Annotated in this window: 5 protein-coding genes; 4 read left to right on the forward strand and 1 reads right to left on the reverse strand. The window is 69.8% G+C overall.

What is annotated here, in order from left to right; translation table 11 throughout:
- A partial coding sequence (locus tag RIF68_RS33015; protein WP_309055102.1) for an MBL fold metallo-hydrolase occupies positions 1 to 443 on the forward strand: 443 nt, incomplete at its 5' end.
- Here RIF68_RS33015 and RIF68_RS33020 read toward each other — a convergent pair.
- On the reverse strand, positions 432 to 878 hold the full coding sequence (locus RIF68_RS33020; protein WP_375165771.1) for an ATP-binding protein: 447 nt from the start codon (positions 876 to 878) through the stop codon (positions 432 to 434). The genes RIF68_RS33015 and RIF68_RS33020 overlap by 12 nt on opposite strands.
- A 156-nt stretch (positions 879 to 1,034) precedes the next feature.
- Between RIF68_RS33020 and RIF68_RS33025 the strand changes: the two genes are divergently transcribed.
- The 3 genes from RIF68_RS33025 to RIF68_RS33035 all read left to right on the forward strand — a co-directional run.
- Positions 1,035 to 1,889, forward strand: a complete 855-nt coding sequence (locus tag RIF68_RS33025; protein WP_309055103.1) for a helix-turn-helix transcriptional regulator — start codon at positions 1,035 to 1,037, stop codon at positions 1,887 to 1,889.
- Positions 1,886 to 2,230: a DUF397 domain-containing protein gene (locus RIF68_RS33030; protein WP_309055105.1), complete on the forward strand. Its 345-nt coding sequence runs from the start codon at positions 1,886 to 1,888 to the stop codon at positions 2,228 to 2,230. Before RIF68_RS33025 ends, RIF68_RS33030 begins: the two co-directional genes overlap by 4 nt.
- Positions 2,231 to 2,284: 54 nt before the next feature.
- Positions 2,285 to 2,926: MFS transporter (locus RIF68_RS33035; RefSeq protein ID WP_309055107.1), on the forward strand; the 642-nt coding region annotated here is incomplete at its 3' end.

A 2,926-nucleotide genomic window follows, 5' to 3' on the forward strand; every position in this document is an offset into this window, starting at 1 on the left:
AGGTGGTGGCGCACCGGCTGGACGCGCCGGTGATCCGGGGCGAGGCGGCAGGCGAGCCGCCGGTACTGGAGGAGTTCGAGAAGCCGATCCGGGCATCCATTCCGGCTCTGCCACCGGCCCCGCCGTGCCGGGTGGACCGGGAGGTGGAGGACGGCGACGTGCTGGAGTTCGGCGGCGGGGCGGTGGTGGTCGGGGTACCCGGACACACGGACGGCTCGATCGCTCTCCACCTGCCCGGACCGAGGGCGCTGTTCACCGGCGACGCGGTCGCCAACGTCGGTCAGACCATGCTGGGCGTCTTCAATACCGACCGCGCCCGGGCCATCGCGTCGCTGCGGCGGCTCGCCGAGCTGGACGTCGACACGGTGGTCTTCGGACACGGTGACCCGATCTCGGACGGTACGGCGACCGCCGCCTTGCGTGCGGCGGCTTCAGCGGTGTGAAGAAGAGGGCGGGCAGGTCAGCTCCGCCCACACCGTCTTGCAGGGGGCGGGACCGTCCGTCGTGCCCCAGCGGTCCGACAGGGCCTCCACCAGGAGGAGCCCCCGGCCCGACTCGGCTTCCGGCAGCGGTGGTTGGGCGGCGCTCGGCGGGTAGCGGTCCGTCCTCGCGTCCGTCACCTCGATACGGAGCGTGTCCGTGCCGGTGAGCATTAGAGCGAGGCGGAAGCTCCTGCCGGGCACGTGGCCGTGCAGCACGGCGTTGTTCGCCAGCTCGGCGACGACGTGCTCCGCGGTTTCGTAGGGGCGCTCCCAGCTGCGGAGTTGCTCCCGCGCCAGCAGCCGGGCCAGGCGGGCGCCTCTGCGGGTGGCGGAGAGCAGGACCGTGAACTGGTGCGTGGGGGACGGGGTCGGGACCCCGGTCGTTTGTTGGTTCACGTCACTCAGCGTGGCCGGGTGTGTGTGCCGTGAACAGTGGCTCGGGCCGTGCGTATCGCGTTTGTCCCACGCTTGTCCCGCGTTGTCTCGGCTGTCTTGGGTGACGTACGGGTACGAGTGCGCGTTGGACCTGGACGGACGTCGGAGGTGGGCGCGGTGGAAGCACGCAACGACGGTGTCGACGAACCCGGTTGGGATGTCGACCCCGAGGACGAGATCAGTGCGGCGGTCGAGATGGTCGGCCAGCACCTGAAGCTGCGGAGGGAGGCGGCGGGGCTCCGCGTCGCGGAGTTCGCCGACGCGGTCGGCTACGGGGAGGACATGGTCCGGAAGATCGAGCGCGGGGCGCGGATTCCTCGGCCCGAGTATCTGGACATGGCGGATGGGGTGCTGCGGGCGGAGGGGCTGGTCTCCGCGATGAAGCCGAAGATGCGGGAGGCCAGGTATCCGAAGAAGGTGCGGCAACTGGCGAAGCTGGAGGAGCGGGCGGTCGAGGTCTGCCTCTACAGCAACCACAACATCCATGGGTTGTTGCAGACGGAAGAGTATGCGCGGGCGCTGCTCGGTACATGGCGGCCCGCGCTGTCCAGCAGTGAGATGGAGCGGGCACTGGCGGCGCGCATGGCCCGGCGGTCCATCTTCGACCGTACGCCTTCCCCGGATCTCAGCTTTGTCCAAGAAGAGGTGACGCTTCGGCGCCCGATCGGAGGGAGAATGGTGCTGCGTCGGCAGCTCGAACGGCTGCTGGAGTTGGGGCAGTTGTCGAACGTCGAGATCCAGGTAATGCCGACCGACCACGTGGGTCACCCGGGAACGGCAGGCTTGATCGAGGTGCTCAAATTCGGCGACGGGACCGCAATGGGGCGTTCTGACGGTGCGTTCAACAGCCGCCCTGTCTCGGACCCGAAGCAGCTCCGTATCCTCGAACTGCGGTATGGCATCATCCGGGCCCAGGCTCTCCCGCCGCGGGAGTCATTGGCCTTTATCGAGCAAGTGCTGGGAGAGACATGATCCGCGAAGCCGCTGCTGGACCCGGTTCCGAGCTGCACTGGTTCACGAGCAGTTACAGCAGCAGCAGCGACCCCAACGACTGCGTCGAAGTCGCCCTGGACTGGCGCAAGAGCAGCTACAGCGACAGCAACGAGTCCGGGGACTGCGTAGAGGTCGCGCAGGGCTGGCACAAGAGCAGCTACAGCAGCAGCAGCGAAACAGACGACTGCGTCGAAGTCGCCGCCCCCACCCCCCACACCATCCACATCCGCGACTCCAAAACCCCCACCGCCCCCCACCTCACCGTCACCCCCGCCACTTGGACCCGCTTCCTCGCGGACGTACGACCAACGGCCCACTGAACCCCCGCCTCCGGACAGGGGCAAAACCACGCCACGCCTCTTACCCTGAGGCGCATGACCGACACTGGCGTCGCCGCCGAGACCACCGCACCGCCCCGCCCGGAGGGCCCCGGCGTCCTCGGTAAGCCCTATCGCGCCCTCAGCATCGGCATCGTCTCCGTCGTGTTGCTGATCGCCTTCGAGGCGACCGCCGTCGGGACCGCGATGCCGGTCGCCGCGCGGGAGCTGGACGGGGTCTCGCTCTACGCCTTCGCGTTCTCGGGGTACTTCACGACCAGCCTCTTCGGCATGGTGCTCAGCGGGCAGTGGGCCGACCGGCGTGGGCCGCTCGGGCCGCTGGCGGGCGGCATCTCGCTCTTCGCGGCGGGGCTGCTGCTCAGCGGGACCGCGAGCGTGATGTGGCTGTTCATCGCGGGACGCGCCGTGCAGGGGCTCGGCGGCGGGCTCGTGATCGTCGCGTTGTACGTCGTCGTCAGTCGGGCGTATCCCGAACACCTCCGCCCCGCCATCATGGCGGCCTTCGCGGCGAGCTGGGTGGTGCCGTCGGTCGTGGGGCCGCTGGTGTCCGGGACCGTCACCGAGCACCTCGGGTGGCGGTGGGTCTTCGTCGGCATCCCCGTCCTCGTCGTCGTGCCGCTCGCCCTCGCGCTGCCCGCGATCCGGCGGACCGCCGCCGGGCCCGTCGACGCGTCGGCG

The organism is Streptomyces sp. (genome assembly GCF_031178505.1).
Classification (GTDB): Bacteria; Actinomycetota; Actinomycetes; order Streptomycetales; family Streptomycetaceae; genus Streptomyces; species Streptomyces gulbargensis.